This window comes from Stappia sp. MMSF_3263 (assembly GCF_030733745.1).
Taxonomy (GTDB): Bacteria; Pseudomonadota; Alphaproteobacteria; order Rhizobiales; family Stappiaceae; genus Stappia.
In genome coordinates this window covers 569,855-586,839 of record NZ_JASHIK010000001.1, presented here as the reverse complement: position 1 = coordinate 586,839, position 16,985 = coordinate 569,855, and the positions used below count along the sequence as shown (strand labels likewise).

Annotated in this window: 13 protein-coding genes and 1 pseudogene; 12 read left to right on the top strand and 2 right to left on the bottom strand. The window is 65.4% G+C overall.

All coding sequences use genetic code 11. From position 1 onward, the window contains the following. Positions 1–19 precede the first annotated feature (19 nt). From RBB46_RS02750 to RBB46_RS02715, 8 genes and pseudogenes are all read left to right on the top strand, one after another. Positions 20–976 (top strand): annotated as a pseudogene (locus RBB46_RS02750) (FAD-dependent monooxygenase); the annotation flags it as partial. 147 nt (positions 977–1,123) lie between these two features. Further along, positions 1,124–2,755, top strand: coding sequence for a benzoate-CoA ligase family protein (locus RBB46_RS02745; protein WP_306027355.1), 1,632 nt, complete (start codon positions 1,124–1,126; stop codon positions 2,753–2,755). A 95-nt stretch (positions 2,756–2,850) separates the two neighbouring features. Further along, positions 2,851–3,831 (top strand): TAXI family TRAP transporter solute-binding subunit, encoded by a 981-nt coding sequence (locus RBB46_RS02740; protein WP_306027311.1) that lies wholly within the window; start codon positions 2,851–2,853, stop codon positions 3,829–3,831. A gap of 70 nt (positions 3,832–3,901) precedes the next feature. Next, complete coding sequence (locus tag RBB46_RS02735; RefSeq protein ID WP_306027310.1) at positions 3,902–5,863, top strand: TRAP transporter fused permease subunit; 1,962 nt, start codon at positions 3,902–3,904, stop codon at positions 5,861–5,863. Between the two features lie 47 nt (positions 5,864–5,910). Continuing rightward, a complete protein-coding gene (locus tag RBB46_RS02730) occupies positions 5,911–6,606 on the top strand; it encodes a fumarylacetoacetate hydrolase family protein (RefSeq protein WP_306027309.1) in 696 nt (231 codons plus the stop codon). 4 nt (positions 6,607–6,610) lie between these two features. Continuing rightward, the gene (maiA, locus tag RBB46_RS02725) at positions 6,611–7,258 is read left to right on the top strand and encodes a maleylacetoacetate isomerase (RefSeq protein ID WP_306027308.1); all 648 of its coding nucleotides are present in this window, start codon (positions 6,611–6,613) and stop codon (positions 7,256–7,258) included. 33 nt (positions 7,259–7,291) lie between these two features. After that, a complete protein-coding gene (locus RBB46_RS02720) occupies positions 7,292–8,398 on the top strand; it encodes a cupin domain-containing protein (protein WP_306027307.1) in 1,107 nt (368 codons plus the stop codon). After that, positions 8,395–9,072, top strand: coding sequence for a maleylpyruvate isomerase N-terminal domain-containing protein (locus RBB46_RS02715; protein ID WP_306027306.1), 678 nt, complete (start codon positions 8,395–8,397; stop codon positions 9,070–9,072). Before RBB46_RS02720 ends, RBB46_RS02715 begins: the two co-directional genes overlap by 4 nt. A 361-nt stretch (positions 9,073–9,433) precedes the next feature. Here the strand turns inward: RBB46_RS02715 and RBB46_RS02710 are convergent, their stop codons facing one another. Further along, complete coding sequence (locus RBB46_RS02710) at positions 9,434–10,807, bottom strand: TonB-dependent receptor (RefSeq protein ID WP_306027305.1); 1,374 nt, start codon at positions 10,805–10,807, stop codon at positions 9,434–9,436. 179 nt (positions 10,808–10,986) lie between these two features. Between RBB46_RS02710 and RBB46_RS02705 the strand changes: the two genes are divergently transcribed. From RBB46_RS02705 to RBB46_RS02690, 4 genes are all read left to right on the top strand, one after another. Then, positions 10,987–12,060: a hypothetical protein gene (locus tag RBB46_RS02705; protein WP_306027303.1), complete on the top strand. Its 1,074-nt coding sequence runs from the start codon at positions 10,987–10,989 to the stop codon at positions 12,058–12,060. 18 nt (positions 12,061–12,078) lie between these two features. After that, positions 12,079–14,061, top strand: coding sequence for a VWA domain-containing protein (locus tag RBB46_RS02700; protein WP_306027301.1), 1,983 nt, complete (start codon positions 12,079–12,081; stop codon positions 14,059–14,061). Continuing rightward, a complete protein-coding gene (locus tag RBB46_RS02695) occupies positions 14,058–14,693 on the top strand; it encodes a hypothetical protein (protein WP_306027300.1) in 636 nt (211 codons plus the stop codon). Before RBB46_RS02700 ends, RBB46_RS02695 begins: the two co-directional genes overlap by 4 nt. An 82-nt stretch (positions 14,694–14,775) precedes the next feature. Beyond that, positions 14,776–15,207 carry a hypothetical protein gene (locus RBB46_RS02690; RefSeq protein ID WP_306027299.1) on the top strand — a complete coding sequence of 144 codons (432 nt, stop codon included), beginning with the start codon at positions 14,776–14,778 and terminating at the stop codon, positions 15,205–15,207. A 5-nt stretch (positions 15,208–15,212) separates the two neighbouring features. Here RBB46_RS02690 and RBB46_RS02685 read toward each other — a convergent pair whose 3' ends face one another. Next, on the bottom strand, positions 15,213–16,955 hold the full coding sequence (locus tag RBB46_RS02685; RefSeq protein WP_306027354.1) for an alpha/beta hydrolase: 1,743 nt from the start codon (positions 16,953–16,955) through the stop codon (positions 15,213–15,215). Between the last annotated feature and the right edge of the window lie 30 nt (positions 16,956–16,985).

Sequence of the window (16,985 nt, the reverse complement as noted above, 5' to 3'; positions counted from 1 at the left end):
GACAGGAAAGGGGAGGAACATGAGCGGACTTTCAAAGGTCGAGGTGCTGGGCGCAGGCCCCGCAGGGCTCTACACGGCGATCCTGCTGCGCCGGCTGATGCCGCATGTGCATGTGCGCGTGAGCGAGCAGAACCCGGAAGGTGCGACGTTCGGCTTCGGCGTGGTGTTCTCCGATCAGGCGCTCGATTTCCTGAAGGCCGACGACCCCGACATCCACGAACTCGTCACGCCCCACATGGAGCGCTGGCAGAACATGACGCTGAACCTGCCGAGCGAGCGGATCACTCTGGACGGGGTCGGCTTTTCAGCGATCGGACGGCTGGAGCTGATCGAGATCCTCCGCCGCCAGGCGGCGTCGCTGGGTGTCGAGTTGCGCTTCGCACATGCGGTCTCGTCGCTGGACGCGTTCGATGCGGACCTGATCGTCGGTGCGGACGGCCTCAACTCGCTCGTGCGGCAGGAGCTTCAGGCCGCGTTCGAGCCGAGGCTGGATCATTTCGACAACCACTTCGCCTGGTTCGGCACGCCGCGCGCCTTCGACACGCTGACCCAGAGCTTCGTCCGGACCGGCAAGGGCGCGCTCAACGCGCATCACTACCGCTACGCTCCCGACCGCAGCACCTTCATCGTCGAATGCGACGACCAGACCTACCGCGCCTATGGCTTTTCAGAGATGAGCGAGGCGGAAAGCGCCCGGATCTGCGGTGAGATATTCGCCGAGACGCTGCAGGGCGCGCCGCTCGTCACCAACCGCTCGCTGTGGCGGCAGTTCCCGCGGCTGTGGTGCAGGAACTGGGTCGCCGGCCGAAACGTCCTGCTCGGCGACGCCGCCCATACAGCACATTTCTCCATCGGCTCGGGCACGCGGCTTGCCATGGAGGACGCGATCGCGCTGGTCCGTGCGCTTGCCTCGCATGAAGATGTCGACGCGGCGCTGGCCTCCTACCAGAACGAGCGCCAGCCGGTCGCCCGCAAGATTGTCGATGCCGCCAACACCTCGGCCGCCTGGTACGAGACCTTTGCGGAAAAGATGGATCTGGCCCCGCTCGACTTCGCCTTCGACTACATGACCCGCTCCGGACGGGTCGACATGGAACGCCTGCGCGGCCTCGCGCCGCGTTTCATGACGCGCTACGAGGCCTTCAAGGCGACGGCTGCCGACCAGCAGGTCACCGATGCCGTTGGCGACGACGCACCGGGCGCCACGGAGATCGGTTTCGACAAGACCGCTCACCCGAACTGCTCGGCCATCCTTTGGGACAATCTCGGGCGCAACCCGGACAAGGCCGCCGTGACCGGCCCCGGCGGCACCCTCAGCTACCGGGAGCTGATCGCCGAGGCATCGCGCTGGGGTCATGCCTTCATCGCCGCCGGCCTGGAGCGCGGCGCACGCATCCCCTTCTTCCTCGACGACACGCCGACCTATCCGGCAGCCTTCTTCGGCGCGGTGCGCGCCGGCTTCGTGCCGGTGCTGCTGAACATCCAGACCACGCCGGACGTGCTGAACTTCTTCCTCAAGGACACAGGCGCACGCATTGCCTTGTGCGAGGCCTCGCTCGCCGACCGGTTCGAGGGCGAGACGCTGAAAGGCACGGCGCTGGAAAAGGTGATTGTCGCGAACGGCCCGGCCGAGCGCGACAGTCACGTTCCGGCTGCCGATTTCCTATCGGACCAGCCGGACAGCCTCGTCTGCGCCGATACCGGCCCGGACGACATGGCCTTCTGGATGTACTCCTCCGGCTCGACCGGTCGGCCGAAGGGCGTTGTCCACCTGCACCACGACATGGCCTACACGCAGGCATCCTTCGGCACCCATGTCCTGAAGCTAGCGCCCGGCGACATCTGTTTCTCCGTGCCGAAAATCTACTTCGCCTACGGCTTCGGCAACGCCATCACCTTCCCGTTCTCGGTCGGCGCGACAACCTTGCTGATGCCGGGACAACCGCGCCCCGACGATGTCCTCGCCCTGATCGAGACATGGCGGCCGACGGTCCTGTTCGGCCTGCCGACGCTCTATACGGCGCTGACCCGGGCCGGAACGCTCGAGGCCCGCGACCTTTCCTCGCTGCGCCAGTCGATGTCGGCGGCGGAAATCCTCTCGCAGGAGGTCTACGATGCCTGGAAGGCGAGAACCGGACACGGCCCGACCGAGGGCCTCGGTTCGACCGAGCTGCTGCACATCTACCTCTCCAACAGCACCGACGATCACCGCATCGGGGCGGCCGGCAAGCGCGTGCCGGGCTACGAGATCCGCCTTGAGACGGCGGAGGGAAAGCCGGCGGTGCCTGGTGAGGAAGGCGTCATGTTCGTGCGCGGCCATTCTTCCGCGCCCTGCTACTGGAACCGGCCGGACAAGACCCGCGACACAATGCGCGGTGGCTGGATCCATACCGGCGACCGCTTCATCGAGAGGGATGGCCACTACTATTTCCAGGGCCGCGCCGATGACCTGATCAAGGTTTCCGGCCAGTGGGTCTGGCCGCTGGAAGTGGAACGCTGCCTCAACGAACACCCCGACGTGCACGAATGCGCCGTCATGGCCCATGAACTGCCCGACCGGCGCATGACGTTGCGGGCGATCGTGCGGCTGCGCGACACGGCAAGACAGGGCGAGGATCAGAGCGCCCGGCTGCGCGACTACGTCAAGTCGCAGCTGCAGCCTTTCAAGTACCCCCGCGTCATCGACTACATCGACGAGTTGCCGAAGACCGGCACGGGCAAGATCGATCGTCAGGCGCTGCAACAGGCACCCTGAACACGCACACGGGAGGCCTCATGGTCTCGCGCATCGCAGGACGGCGCACGCGAGACCGACAGGCATCGATACGATTTTTCAAAGGGAGGGAAGACATGAAATCGAAGCAACACACGCTGACACGATACGTGCTGGCTGCCGGGATGACGCTCGTCCTGAATGCAACCGCCGCCGCTCAGGTCGCGTCGATCTCCACGCCGCCGCAAGGATCGGTGTGGAACACGATGGCCTCGGTCATCGCCGGCCAGGCGCGCGAAAGCGCGAACATGCGCATGGTCGTGCAGCCCTACGGCGGCAATGCGCAGATGATGCAGTCGGTCAACGAGGGGCTCGCCGAGTTCTCGCTCAACGACGTCAACGACGTGATCTCCGCCTTTCAGGGCAGCGGCGAATACGACGCGGCGATGCCGAACCTGCGCGTCGTCGCACGGATCAACCCGTTCCCCGTCGGCCTCTATGTCAAGGAGAGCTCCGGCATGACGGCGGTCGCCGAACTGAAGGGCAAGAGCGTGCCCTCCGGTTGGGATGCCTTCCCGATTGCCCGCTCGCACATCTCGGCCATCCTGGCCGCTGGCGGGCTCACCTGGGACGACGTTCGCCAGGTGCCGGTGCCCGAGTTGATCCGCGGATCGGACGACATGGCCTCGGGCCGCGTCGACAGCGCCTTCTTCGCCGTCGGCGGCCCCAAGGTCGCCGAGGTCGATGCATCGGTCGGCGGCGTGCGGTTCCTGACCGTCGAGGCCAATGACGACACATTGGCAAAGATCCGGCAGGTCCGCCCGGCCTTCTACTTCTCGCAGGTTGCGCCGGCCCCGCCGCGCGTCGGCGTCAAGGAACCGATGGCCTTCGTGACCTGGGACAACATCCTGGTTGCCGGGACGCATGTCTCCGACGCGCAGGTGGAGACCCTGCTGACGGTGCTGTTCGACGAGGCGGAAGCGATCGGCACCGCCTATCCCCCACTCCGCGCGCTCGATCTGGCAAGCGCCTACAAGGAGTATCCCGGGCTTGAATACCATCCGGCGGCGGCGGCCTTCTTCAAGGCGCGCGGTGTGGAACTGACCCCGGTCGAGTGACCGGACGCATGGCCGGGCGGCTACAGCAGCCGTCCGGCCCAATCCCCCGCTGCATCCGTCAGGACACATGATGGCGATCAACGAGATTTCGAAAAACTCCGGCACTGCCGGAGATGGCGACGCGCGCGCGCCTCTCGGACTAAAGGCCCTGCTCGGCGGCACGCTGACGCTGCTTTCCCTGGCGCAGGCTGCCGATATCGGCTCAAGGCTCGGTTATTCCTATTATACCGAGCAGTTCCTGGCCATGGTGCTGGGCCTGAGCCTCGGCCTCGTCTTTCTCGGCAAGGGCGCGGCAGGACGGCGGCGCGCCGGCCGCTTGCAGCAGATGCTCGACCCTGTCCTCGGCCTCGTCGGCCTGGCCCTGTCCTTCTACGTGGCCTGGGCCTATCCATCGCTGGTCGGGCGCGCCATGATGCTGCCCTGGGATGCGCTGGTTGCGGGAAGCCTGCTCTTTCTGCTCGTGCTCGAAGCCTTGCGCCGCTGCGTCGGCTGGGTGCTCGTCATCGTCGTGCTGGCGATCTGCGGCTACGGCCTGATCGGCCATCTGGTGCCGGGCGTTCTGCAGACACGGGAAGTCGCGCCGGCGCGCATGGCGGTTTATCTGGCCTTCGACCCGAACGGGCTGCTCGGGTTGACGCTGAATGTCGCCGCCACCGTCGTCATCGCCTTCGTCTTTTTCGGACAGATCCTGCTGTATTCGGGCGGCGCCGGATTCTTCAACGACATCGCCATGGCGACGATGGGCCGCCGCCGGGGCGGGGCGGCCAAGATCTCCATCGTCGCCTCGGGCCTGTTCGGCTCGATTTCCGGCGTCGTCGTGTCGAACATCGTCGCCACCGGCGTCGTCACCATCCGCCTTATGGTCAATTCCGGCTTCCGCCGGACCACAGCCGCCGCTGTCGAGGCCGTCGCCTCGACGGGTGGGCAGATCGCGCCGCCGGTGATGGGCGCCGTCGCCTTCCTGATGGCCGATATCCTGCAAAAACCCTATTCGGAAATCGTCGTCGCGGCCATCGTGCCGGCCCTCCTCTACTATGTCTCGCTCTTCGCCCAGGCTGACCTCCTGGCGGCCAAGCAGGACATCCGGCCGATCGAGGGCGAGGAGATTCCGTCCGTATCGCAAGTGATGGCGCGCGGATGGGTCTTCCTTATTCCCTTCGCGGCTATCGTCGCGGCGTTGTTCTGGTTCAACCAGCGGGCGGAAACGTCAGCGCTTTGGGGCGCCCTCGCGGCGCTGGCGATCGGTCTCACCTGCGGCTACGGCCCGGCGCGGATGAGCCTGCGCAACCTGTGGGACTGCATGGCGGAGACCGGCGGGGCAATCACCGACATCGTCATGATCTCGGCTGCCGCCGGCTTCATCATCGGCGTGCTCAACGTCACCGGCCTCGGCTTCGCCGTCACCTATGCGCTGGTGGATCTGGGCCAGGGCAACCTCTTCATCCTGCTTTTGATCTCCGCCGCCGTCTGTCTCGTTCTCGGCATGGGCATGCCGACGGTCGGGGTCTATCTGCTGCTTGCCGTGCTGGTCGCCCCGTCGCTGATCGAATCCGGTGTCGAGCCCATCGCCGCCCATCTCTTCATCTTCTACCTCGGCATGATGTCGATGGTGACGCCGCCGGTGGGCATTGGCGCCTTTTTCGCCGCCTCCATCGCCAAGGCACCGCCCATGGCAACCGCCATCGAATCCATGCGCTTCGGCTGGACCGCCTACATCATTCCGTTCCTGTTCGTCTTCTCGCCCGCCCTGCTGCTGATCGGCGACCCGCTCGACAGTCTCCTGGCCGTCGTGACGGCAGTGCTCGGGGTCTACGCGATCTCGGCGGCCTTCATCGGCTGGCTGCACGGGCCGGCCGGCCCGTTGCTGCGGCTGGCGATCGCCGCCGCCGGCATCGCGCTGCTGTTGCCGCCGGGGATCGGCGGCGAGGCGACGCTCTGGGTCAACGGCGCGGGTTTTCTCGCCCTCGCCCTGCTGTGGCACGCGGGACGCAACGTCTCGAGACGCCGGATGGCCGAAGCTCCCGGCCGCTAGAACCGCGCCCATCCTCCCCGAACACAATGTCAGCGAAGGAAACACCGATGTCCTACATATTTCCGCCCGCTCCTGTCCCCACCGTACCGATCGCAGCCAGCGAGGCGCTGCTGCCGGTCCGCCGGATCTTCTGCGTCGGGCGCAACTACGCCGCCCATGCCCGCGAGATGGGCAAGGACCCGGACCGCGAGCCGCCCTTCTTCTTCACCAAGCCGGCCGATGCCGTGGTGATGAGCGGCGAGACGGTCGCCTATCCGCCGGAGACGGAGAACTTTCACTACGAGGCCGAACTGGTCGCGGTCATCGGCACGGCAGGCCGCGAGATATCCCGCGAAACCGCCCTTTCGCATGTCTTTGGCTATGCGATCGGCAACGACCTGACCCGCCGCGACCTGCAGCTCGCCGCCCGCGACAAGGGGCGGCCCTGGGATTTCGGCAAGGCGTTCGACCGCTCGGCCGTGATCGGCCCGGTCCATCCGGCGGAAGCCATCGGCCATCCGCACAAGGGCTTCATCCGGCTCGCCGTCAACGGGACGGTCAAGCAGGAGGCCGACCTTGCCGAGCTGATCTGGTCGGTGCCGGAAGTCGTCTCGATCCTGTCGCATTCCATCGTGCTGCGACCGGGCGACCTGATCATGACGGGCACGCCGGCGGGTGTAGGGCCTCTCGTTGCGGGAGACATCTGCACCGTTGCAATCGAGGGGCTCGGCGAGATCGTCACCACCATCGGCCCGCGCGAGTGACACGATGACCCTGACCCTGCACAACTTCTTCCGCTCCTCCACCTCGACGCGGCTGCGCGCCGCGTTGAACCTGAAGGGGCTGGACTACGGCTATGTCGCCTACGCGCTGCGCAAGGGCGAGACGCGCACGCCTCGGTTTCTCGCCCTCAACCCGCAAGGGCTCGTTCCCGCGCTCGAGCGCGAGGACGGACGCGTGCTGACGCAGTCAATGGCGATCATCGAGTGGCTCGACGAAACCTGCCCGCAGTCCCCCCTGCTGCCGGCCGATGCGGACGGGCGGGCGCGGGTTCGCGCGCTTGCCCAGATGATCGCCTGCGAAGTCCATCCGCTCAACAACCTGCGGGTGCTGGGGTATCTCGCCGAGCATTTCGACGCCGACGAGGCCGCGCAGAAGGCGTGGTTCACCCATTGGGTCACAGCGACGTTCGACGCGCTTGAAGCCACGTTGGTCCGGGACCGGGACACCGGGACCTTCTGCCATGGCGATACACCAGGCCTTGCCGATATCTGCCTCTATGCACAGGTCTGGAACAACCGGCGCTTCCAGATTGACACGAGCGCCTGGCCGACCATTGCCGGCATTTTCGACAGGCTAGACGGCATCGCGGCCTTCCGTGACGCAGCCCCGCCGAACCAGCCCGACGCGGCCTGACCCCGACCTTTCCAGACAGGAACGAGGATTGCCATGAACGACGCCATGACGCACGAAACCGTCGAGCACGCCATGCAGCCCGAAGACACGCCCGAGTTGCGTGCGCTGTATCGGGGCTTCGAGGAGAACCACCTCATCCCGCTGTGGACGCAGCTCGGCGACCTGATGCCGGTCCATCCGAAGCCGCGTGCGCTCGCCCATGTCTGGAAATGGTCGGACCTGTTGCCGCTGGCCGAAAAATCCGGAGAGCTGGTTCCGGTCGGGCGCGGTGGCGAAAGGCGGGCAATCGGCCTCGCCAATCCCGGCCTTGGCGGCAATGCCTATGTCAGCCCGACCTTGTGGGCGGCGATCCAGTATCTGGGGCCACGCGAAACGGCGCCCGAACATCGCCACTCGCAGAACGCGTTCCGCTTCGTCGTCGAGGGCGAAGGCGTGTGGACGGTCGTCAACGGCGACCCGGTACGCATGAGCCGGGGCGACCTGCTGCTGACCCCGGGCTGGAATTTCCACGGCCATCACAACGACACCGACCGGCCGATGGCCTGGATCGACGGGCTCGACATCCCGTTCTCGCAACATAATGACGTGGGCTTCTTCGAGTTCGGCTCCGACCGCGTCACCGACTATGCAACGCCCCGCTTCTCCCGCGGCGAGCGACTGTGGTGCCATCCCGGCCTGCGCCCCCTGTCAGGATTGCAGGACACCGTCAACACGCCGATCGGCGCCTATCGCTGGGAGTTCACCGACCGAGCGCTGAGCGAGCAACTTCTGCTGGAGGAGGAAGGCCAGCCGGCGACGGTGGAACAGGGGCATGCAGCTGTGCGCTACATCAATCCGACGACCGGCGGCGACGTGATGCCGACGATCCGCTGCGAGTTCCACCGGCTCCGGGCGGGCTGCGAGACGCCGACCCGGCGCGAGGTCGGGTCCACGGTCTTCCAGGTCTTCGAGGGGCGCGGCGCCGTGGTGCTCGACGGCAAGGAGCACAGGCTCGACGTCGGCGACATGTTCGTCATTCCCTCCTGGATCTCCTGGTCGCTGCAGGCGGAGACGCAGTTCGATCTCTTCCGCTTTTCCGACGCACCGATCATGGAGCGCCTGCACTTTGCCCGCACCCATGTCGAGACGGCCAGGCGATGAGCGCCGTGCCGGTGACCGACGGGCTCGAGGCGGCACGCGCGGCGCTACGCCAGCGGCAGGGAGCCGGCGCGCGCTACGACGCGGCGAACGCTCCGGTCCGCGAGCTTTCCTGGGCACGGCGCGGCACGGCATATTTTGCAAGGCTGCTGAACACGCTGAGCGACGCCGATCTCGATGCGCCCTCGGCGATCGAAGGTGTGCCCCGCCGCGAGATCGTCGCCCATGTCGGTTATCATGCGCGTGCACTCGGCGAGATCATCGCCTGGGCACGCCAGCACCCGGGTCTCTCCCTGCCGGTCAAAGCCTCCCTTGAGACAGGCGACATCCGCCGCAAGGCGACCCAGCCGGCACGGGCGCTGCGCAATCTCTTCGCCCATGCCGAAATTCATCTCAACGTCGAATGGCGGGATCTCGACGAAACCCAGTGGGATGCAATCGCGGAAGACGCGGGTGGACAGCGCTTCGCCATCCGGGAAACGCCCCGGATGCGCGCCCGCGTGATCTGGCTTCACGCGCTCGATCTCGACGCCGGTGGCCGGCTTGCAGACGTTCCGCCCGGCCTTGCCGAGCACATGGCGCAGCTGTTGCCCGCGCGATACGACGGCCGCCCCGACATGGTCGGCGCCACAACCTGCGAGACGCCGCCAGCACGCCCCGGCACAATCAACCTGTAGGCTTTTCCCGTCGCGCTCCCCTGCCCGACGGCAGCCAACCAAAACTTATTGGCGGGCTTACCACGGGGACAAGATGCGGAACCCAACTGCAACAGACATGACCTGTACCATCCTGATGGTGGCGCTGATCGCGTAGATATCGGGAGAGCTGCGTGCGCAGGACGCGCCGGACGAGGCCGGCACACTCCCGGCGACGATTGACCTGAGCGGGCCACGCGCCTAGAAGATTGCCCCGAACCAGCACCCTTCCATGTCGCAGGCATTGACCCCGGCTCCGCGGGCAAAGAAGACGGGTGCCGTTCAGGATGCCGAGACCACCGTCAGGTACGGGGAGAGGTGCCAGACATCGATCGGCAGGCCCTCAGTCAGCGCCGCAAGCGACTGGTCCGGAGCACCGAGGTCCAGAACGGCATTCACCCTGAGCGAGCGGACCGCACCGCCGCGCGCAACGATCCAGCCGGGCCGGTAGGCGTTGATGGCGGCCAGCACCTCGTCGAGCCGCCGGTCCTCGGCAATGTAAAAGCCTGAACGCCAAGCCTTCGTCACGTCCGCCGACCTCGACGAACTGCGGCCAGGTCGTGCACCAGCCGAAGGAGTTGCAGACCTGTGTCGGGCCACCGACATAGGGCGCCGCCGCCGGTCCGTTCTCGCCGGCATGGTAATTGCCACGCTTGCGGTGCGCGTAGCCGAGGACGACGTCGAGGTTCTCCTGCTGGTAGCCGGCGACGATGCTGCCAAACCCGTTGGTCGGCTCCAGCAGGCCGGGACGGTCCATTCCCGAGGCGGACGGTACCGCGACCGGAGGAGCGGAGGGCGATGTCGGGAAGGCGTAACCGCCCTTGGCGCCGGCCGTCGGGCTCGACGAGTTGGTTCCGAAGCCGCCCTTGATCCGCACGCCGAAGCTTCTGCCCGGATCGACGATGTCCCTGGCGTCGAGGGTACGCATCGAGACCGTGCCGGCAATGCCGTTGGAGGCGGCGTCCGACCCCTTGGTGATGTCGATGCCGGCGATGAAGTCGGGATCGACGAAGGTCCGGTTCCCGTGACCCTGATAGCCTTGCGGCACCACCACGGAATTGGTGCTGCCGTCGATTTTCGTGGTGACGCGGCCCATCCCCTGCAGGCCGCGAATGTTGATGTCGACACTGCCGCCGCTGTTGCGCGCGTGACCCGAAAGAACACCCGGCGTGCCGGCGAACATGTCGGAGGGGTCTGCGCCGCGATAGCGCTCGATGGTGGTCTGGTCGATATGCGCGACCGGCGCCGCCGTCTCATAAGGCGTGTAGACTCCCTCGGCGGCGGCGCCTCCGGTGACCTGGATCACGTCCAGCATCGTCGCGTCCTCGCCGGCGAGGGTCGAATGCGCGCCGGAAACGCGGTCCGAGACGGTCACCGTTCCGGATGCACCGAAGTGATAGGAAAGACCCGTGCCCGCCAGCAGGCGCTGCAGCGCCTCGGCGGTGGAGAGGTTTCCACGAACCGGCCGGGCGGAGCGGCCCGCGGCAAGCGAGGCCGGGTAGGCGATCTTCACGCCAGCCTGGCTGGCGAATGTGCTGAGTGCGGTGGCGAGAGGCTGCGCAGGGATGTTGAAGGCGGTTGTCTGGGCGAGGGTCTGCGCCTGGGCGGCAACGCCGGTTGCGGACGTTGCAAGGGCGGTCGACGCGATCAGAAGCGCCTTAGAGAATGGAAAAATGGCCTGCTGCTGCCGGCATGAACTCGGTCTCCGTTTACCCACCTGAGGGGTTGCGGCCGAACGGCCCGCAACGGTCCTCACTGGGTAAGACCGAATTCCTGAGAATAATCCTCAACAATAAATCGAAAAAATGATCGAAAGATCCACGGCCGGCGGGCCCGTCACCGAGTTGAGCAGCGGCAGGGTCGTGCCGGTCCCGCCATGGTGATGGCGGGCACGCCGTGCGCCCGCAGAGCGCGACCCTGGCATCATGGTTGCCCCGGACCGATAAGAGGCTGGTGATCTGCAATGGGCGTCTCCCCCATTTGAGGGAGGGCCGATCCTCCGCCTCCCGATATGCTTCAACTCGTCGACCACTGTTGGAGCATTTTCAAATGGCGGAGAGCACCAAGAGGCCGTCACTCTTGCGGAAGCTGCTGCGGAGTTCCGGGGCGCCGGGACACTCGCTTTTTCAGGCAGGTACGTTTCTTCTTCTGAGCACGCTTCCGCTGCTGGCCCAGACGGAAATGTCCGCCGAAGAGCAGGCCCGGCTGGCTGCCGCCGACAGTGACAAGGGAACGCTCGCAAGGCCGGTCGACCTGCCCTTTGAAGAGCCCTTTGACGGCAAGGGTCTGGCCGGGCACTGGAAAAACCTGAATGAGGACAAGGCTTCCTTTGTCATTGAGGACGGGATCCTGCTCGCACTCACAAGCGGCGGCAAGAACAGTCTCCTGAACCCTGAATCCAACAATGTCTTCGAGCTTCAATCATTGCCCCCGGACGGGGATTTCGACCTGTCGATCAAGGGCAAGATCGATCCGAAGACCGGTTACGACGAGGTCTGGCTCGGACTTCGAGACAGCCCGGACAATTTCATCGCGGCGCATCTCTATGTCCTGACCAGGGGGTGCGGGCCTGCGCTGTTCCTGAGGACGGTGGCCAACCAGCCGGTGATGCCGGATGGCGAACCGGTCACGACCGCCGCCAATCACAGCCTCTTCAACGGCCCTCTCATCAAAACCATCTGCGACAAGGCAGGAGCCCCTCTTGGCAAGCAGATCCTGTCCGATCTCTACGCCCGGGGTTTCGTCCTGACCCTGTCCAGGAAAGGCCTGCGCTACCGGACGTCGCTTTCGCTGACGGTGCCCGGCAGAGGCGCGGACAAGCCCGCGGGCGTCGAGACCGTCCACACGGATTGGCTTGCCCGCATGGCGCCCTTCGGCAAGCCCGTGTTTCTGCTTGGCCAGGGCAGCCGCGCCGGCGGCGGTGAAACGCTGGCCGAGTTCGACCACTTCAGCATCCGCCGTCCGCAATAGTGAGCCCGGAGGTTCCTTATGACTGCTCATTCTTTCAAGGCGTATGCGCTGCGGTTCGTGCTGCCCATCACGCTGGCTCTGGGCACCGCACTCCCGTCCCGGGCACAGGAAGCCGATCTCGGAGCGGCTGAAAACCTGGTGCGCCTGTTCTTTGCCGAGCATTCCAGCCGGTTCAATGACGGCGGCACCCCGCTTTTGAACGATGTCCCCGCCGCGAAGGAGTTTCTCGTCGACGGTCTGGTGCAGCAGGACCTGCAGGGCCTTCTGCAATTCGACCCGGTCTATGATGCCCAGGACGCAAGCATCTCGGATCTGAGCATTCGGCGGGATCCGGACATGCCGCTGCTTCAGGGCGCGGCCCAGATCCGGGTGACCTTCAACAATCTCGGTGCTCCGATCAGCCATGTCTATACACTCGTCACCGTTCCGGACGGTTCCTGGCAGATCAGCGACATCTACTCGGAGACCAACAACTGGTCGCTGGCCGATCTGCTGCAATCGAGCGGTGTCGATATCAGGTCGGATTCCGGCACCGAGGTCACGCTTCAGGATACCGCCGCTGGCGGCGGGGAACCGACGCAGGTGGTGGATGTCGGCCAGACCGGTTCGGACGACGTCGTCCCCGGCATGGAGCAGGGCGACCTGCCCGGCAACGGTCTGTCGCCCCGGGGCAGCGATCTCCTGTTTGTCCTCGATGGCTCCGGCTCGATGTGGGGCCAGGTCGACGGCGTTGCCAAGATCACCACCGCGAAACAGGCGCTCAAGGGCCTCGTCAGCGACCTGCCGCCGGAAACGAATGTCGGCCTGATGGCCTATGGCCATCGTCGCGAAGGCGATTGCAGCGACACGGAAATTCTCTACCCGGTCTCGAACTTCGACACCGAGCTCCTGAAGCCGGTCATCGAGGCGGTCACGCCGCGCGGGAAAACCCCCATTGCAGCCGCCCTGCAACAGGCGGCATCCGCCATGCCCGCGTCCGATCGGCCGGCGAATGTGCTGCTGATTTCGGACGGGCTGGAAACCTGCGGAGGCGATCCCTGCGCCACCGCCAAGGCCCTGGCGGAGCAGGGTATCAACACCCGCGTCCATGTGGTCGGCTTCGACCTGACGCAGGAAGAAAACGAGGCGCTTCAGTGCATCGCCGACAATGGCGGCGGCAACTACTATGCCGCCAACGACGCCGAGAGCTTCACCAAGGCGGTCAAGCAGGCAGTCGCGGACACCGCCGAAGCGGTCGAGCCTCCGGCCCCGGCGCCCGAACCAGAAGAGACGCCGGCCAGCACCATCGTGTTCGAGGAAACCTTCGACGGTCCGCAGCTCGCACCCGGCTGGCAGACGCTGAACGCGACCGACCGTCTCACCCGGTTCACCGGCAACGGCACGCTGTTCGTCTCCGCCCTGGAAGGCGAGACGCTCTATGACAACAGCAACGCGCTCAATCGCCTTGTCCTTGACGAGGCGCTGCCCGACGGCGATTTCGACCTGAGCCTGACATTCAAGCTGCATCAGCAAAGCGGACGGGAAAGTGTGATGCTGTCGCTCTTTGAGGATCCGAACAACCAGCTCGTTGCCATGGCCTGGATCTGGACCAAGGGCTGCGGCTCCTACCTGAACCTGTCGCTGATCCGCGTCTCGGGCGAGACCGGGGGCAAACCCGAGGAGTCCAGGTTCGACGTCAATCTTTTTAACAAGCAGATCGTCAAGCGCCTGTGCGACAAGGCAGGCCGCGCCTATGGCGACCTGGTTCTGGAAAGCCTTGCGACGGAAGGCGCGGTCCTGCGCCTGAAGCGGCGTGGCCGCGCCATCTCCGCGGCCCTCGAACTGGATCTGCCGGCCGCGGAAGGGCATGACGGCGGTGCCTATGTCCACGAGACCGATCCGCTCACGGTGCTGCGCCTTTCCGGCAAGCCGAGCGTGCTCGCCGGTCAGTGGAGCAAGGCGAAACCTGCGGAAAGCCATTTCGAGCTCGACAGGTTTGCAATCGAGGCCACACCGGAATGAGACGCGTCGTCGGCCGTACGCTCCTGATCCTGCTTGCCACGGGGCTCCTGTCCAAGGCCCCGGCCGCGCAGCAGGACGTCGGCGTTGAAGATCTCAGATGCGCGGCGGGCTACGGCTGTCAGGACGTCGGCACGTTGCAATGCGACGTCCTGGCAAGACTGGGGATCGCGAACGCGCGCGAGGCAAGGGACCTGTTTGCCCAGACCTATCCCGCGGCCTTTGTCGAGGTGGCCAGAAACACGGCTTCGCCGCCGGCTGAATGCCTCAGGGCATCAGGCTCGGGCGGTGGCACGTCGGCTGGCGGAACCACGCCGGAAGAGGATGGCGAGCCTGTCTTGCCTGACTTCGCCGGCCTTGATGGCTATGCCGAGACGCCGTGCCCGGGAAATGTCTCCGTAGATCCGATCTTCGTGCCCGGCCGGCCGGACATCCGCGTTCTTGCCTGTTTCAAGGGCTCGGACAATCTCTACCGGGAATGCGGCAAGGCCCCTGCGCGGGCCTATTGCCTGAAATTCGGCAAACCGGACGTTGCCTGTTTCGGCGACATCAAGCGGGTCGGCAAGGCTGCCACCGTCGATGCCTATTGCGAGACCGGTGAATGTCCGGCTTTCGGTTTCATCGTCTGCAAATAGGCGCAGCAACCGTGGCGACGCTCACCCAAATGGGGGAGGCCGCCACCCGGCTGAACCGTCAGTCTGCTGTCCACGAGATCTCTTGCCAACGATACTGGAGACTGACATGCGGACAATTTGGACGATTTTGCTGCTGGCGCTGGGAACGACGTTCCTGCTGCCCGCCCTTTCGGCCGAGGCCAAGACAATCTGCACGATCAAGGCCCAGAGTGCCTTCAGCAGCAACCACAAGACGCGGGCCGGGGCCGAAGCGCGCGCCTGGGTCAACTGGCAGGGCAAGATGCGCAACAGCCATGGCCGGCGGTTTTCGGTTGCCTTGGCACGTGTGACCAAGGGCTACCCGAAATTCGAAGGTACGAGGTTCAAGCACCGGGTCGTCGTTCGTGCCCAAGGCTGCTACGTGAAAGGTGTATCCTGCGTCACCGGATCGGGCATCACGCCCACCTGCGAATGCCAGAGCAATCGCCGTGCAGCCCTTCAGCAAGGATGCTCGGTCTATGCGGCAGGCCGCTGAGAACGCTATTTCAACCAGCCGACCGGTCCGGCCATCAGCCGGGCCGCCAGCTCCGACTGGCTGTGAACACCGATCTTCTGGAAACTCTTCTTCAAATGCCCGCGCGCAGTGCTGACCAGGATCCCCTGGGCGTCGGCAATCTGGTCCAGCGACCGTCCGCTGGCGATTTCCAGGACGATCTCCGCTTCCTTGCCCGTCAGGCCATAAGCCAGTTCAATCAGCGTCTTCCGCGTTTCGGACATGTCTTCGCCGGGTTGCACCCTCAAGAGAAGAAGGCTGGCGGGCCCGTGCCTCTGCAGGCCGGTCTGCCTGAGAGCCTCGGGGAAAAACTGGAAGCCGACCGGCTTGCCGTCCTGGACGATCAGTCGCTCACCGCCATCCCGAACACTTTCGGCCGCTTCATTGTCGGCAAGAAGCCTGTGGACGCGGGCCTTGCGGGAGACGGACTGTTCCGCCGACGTCCCGTCCTGGGGGAACAGGCCTGAAAGCGATGCTTCGAAGGCGCCATTGCAATGCAGGAGATCGTTTTGCCTGTCCAGAAGGGCAACCCCGATCTGCAGCCGCTCGATGACACTTTCCAAAAGGACGCCGAGCGTGGCGCTCATCATGACCTGCTTGTTCAGATTGAACGCCCGCTCCCAGTGCGGCATCAGCCTGCTGATGCGCTCGTGTAGTTCCTCCTCGTTGACATCACCGGAGCGCTCGGCATCGTGGATCATCCGGTAGATGATCTCGGTCCAGCGGCTGTCGTCGTCGATGGCGTTGTAACAGAGTTCGACCAGTTCATCCGGTTTCAGCTGGCGCGCGCCGGTCTCGCTGATCCGGTTGAGAATGTCGGAGGCCAGCTCCTCGATGCCGACCTCGCTGAAATCCGCCTCGTCACGCCGGACCTGCTGAATCCAATCCAGGATGCGCCGGCTGATCGCGAATTTTTCCTCTTCCAGGAAGAGCGCCGACCGGGCGCCGTCGACGCGTTCCGAGGCGACGTCTTCGATACCGATCCCGGACAGGAACCTCTGGATGGGGGGCAGGAAGCCGCCGTCGCGAAGCATGGCATCCTCGCCGCCGAACACGACCAGGCAACGCGTTCCCGGCTTCATGCGCGCGTCGCGCGGCCAGGCCCAGGAACTGAGCATGCCTTCGAAGATCTGTTTCCAGTAGGCGGGCGTCGGGGTCGGCCAGCCGTACGGGTCCTCGAGCACCTGCTGGATGACACGGTGATCCGTACTCATGACATCGGCAAGGTGCCTGCGGTCCTTCAGATGGGCCCCGAGGAAGGAATAGAGATGATGCAGGATCTGTTCGTCAGGCGTATCCGCCCCTTTCAGCCGGATCCGAACCTCGGCAAAGGTCTTGCCGAACAGGGCGAGCGTCTTCTGGTTGGGCGGCGGCGAGATGAACACGATGTGCCGGGCAAGATCCGGCCAGGTCTTCATCACCTCCAGCGTCAGAAGCGCGGTGATGTTGGGCACCACGATCAGGCGGTCCTGCCAGGGCGTTTCGGCAAAGCTTTGTCCAAGCAGGTGGCGCATGTCCTCGACAGCCGATTTCCAGCCGTTGCGAGGATCGAGGTGGCCTGCGACAGCGTTCTTGTCGAAACTCCGCCCGTGTCCCCGGATGTCTCCGGAGTGAACGTCCCAGCCGGAGGCCCGGAACCCGGCGGCGAGCGACTGAAGCATTCCCGAATGCGTCGGCTGGCTGTGTCCCAGGAAAACGGTTTTCTTTCCGGAAGTGAGGCGGCGCGTCATGTTGACGGGCCAATGCCGGTAATAAAGCGG